Annotated in this window: 2 protein-coding genes; both read left to right on the top strand. The window is 56.4% G+C overall.

Features of this window, described 5'->3' with window-relative positions; translation table 11 throughout:
- The coding region (locus tag ACEW72_RS02410; protein WP_373474786.1) for a tyrosine-type recombinase/integrase at positions 1–693 on the top strand (693 nt) is incomplete at its 5' end.
- A gap of 765 nt (positions 694–1458) precedes the next feature.
- Positions 1459–1777 (top strand): hypothetical protein (locus tag ACEW72_RS02415; RefSeq protein ID WP_373474787.1); only part of this gene is annotated, 319 nt, incomplete at its 3' end.

Raw genomic sequence — 1777 nt, forward strand, 5'->3', positions numbered from 1 at the left:
GAGGAGTATCGCAAGCTGCACAGTGTGGGCCGCAAATGGATGAAGGAAGCCACGACCCCGCAGGGCATCTGGTATCGCCAGATGTGCTACAATTTCATCCTCGTCATGTGCAACACGGGGATGCGACCGCCCGAGGCGAAGAACTTGCGGTGGCGCGACATCACCAAAGCCAAGGACAAAGACGGCACTGACATTCTGGTGATTTATGTCCAGGGCAAGGGCAAAGAGCGCAATCTGATCGCGCCCAAAAGTGTCGGCGACTATCTTGATCGCGTCCGCGCACAGTCCAAAGCCACCAAGCCCGATGATGCAGTGTTCACCATCATCAATGGCAAACCCGCTGTCTGGCTATATCGCGATACCGTCGAGGAGCTGCTGAAATACGCCAGTCTGCGCGACGGGCCGAGCGGTATTCCACGAACCACCTATTGCTTCCGCCACACCTATGCGACGTTCAGGCTCTCCGCAGGAGTCGATGTCTATATCCTCGCCCAGCAAATGGGCACTTCGGTCAAAATGATCGAACAGCATTATGGCCATGTAAACACCATCAAACACGCCGACCGCGTGTTGATAGGCATCGGCGGATGGGATGCTATGCACACCGAAATGGACGCTGAAATCGACAAGCAGGAAGCCACGGCAAGGGCCGCGCAGTCGATCAAGGCGAACCAGACCCGCCCCAAACGCTAGCGTGAGCGCGGTTTCGGAAATGGAGCGACCGGCCCGGAAGCGCCGAAACTGTGCTTGTGCTTTCAACCCACCTTCTGCGAGATTGCCAATGCACCGCTGGTGCTTCTCGATTGGGAATTTCGCCAAGCGGGCATGGGATTAAGGATGCGCCGAGCCTCTAGCAGCCCCTATGTCCGCGTCTTCGAGCCGCCGTGCCGCTGGCACTCTGGGCGTTAATAGTCTTATTCAAGGAGCGCCCGTTCGACACGGGCCGGGGGCACCATCTTCACATGAGCCAAAAGCGGCCCAGAACTGGGCCTTGGCTCATGCTGATCGGGGTGAAATGCACCGAACGGGCATCACCCCAGACCTGCGAACTGACAGCCGAACGCCTGTCATGCTGGCCATCAGAATCCCGGACGGGATTCGGCCATCGCCAATTTGAACCACTCGTTTAATGATAATTTGGCCGAGATGGCGATGCGTCTTGGAGTCACTGCATCCGATATTTGATCGATGTAGATTTCCACTCAGTCGGCAGCCGTCAGGGCGTTGCGCTGAAAGTCCGGGTTCTGATCGTCAGTTGAGACACGCGCCTAGCCGATTTTCGCGCCTGTATTTTGGAACACGCAAGTTGTGGATTTTACGTCACCGCCCAGACTGTTCCAAAACCGCTCGCTTTTGGAAGCAAAAATTATTTTATGCTTTTTATACCGGAGCAATTGACAGTAAGTCCCATTTATCTATATGCACTTTATTCACGAACAACATGTAGAAGGTAATCCCATGTCCAACATCGTTGCCACGCCCGCCCAAGTGGTCGCCAACATCAAGCGTTTCCCAGCCGAGCTCGATAAGAGCGCCGACCTCCAATCCCGGCTTGCCTACGCGCGGGCCTGGTATGCTCATCGCGACGAAAACGGCGACTGGCATTTCGGCCCGTCGAAATTCATCGGCTACCGTAACATGACCGCAGCCGAGTATGTGAACGAAGACCCCAGGGATGGCCGTCATACCGAGCGCAAGCTGGCGACCTGGTTCGCCGAGCTTCACGAGTCCGACCCGCTGCACGACGACTTGAGCGACCAGCTTACGACGTTCCTGG

It is taken from the genome of Sphingorhabdus sp., from assembly GCF_041737645.1.
In the GTDB taxonomy this organism is placed as follows: Bacteria; Pseudomonadota; Alphaproteobacteria; order Sphingomonadales; family Sphingomonadaceae; genus Sphingorhabdus_B.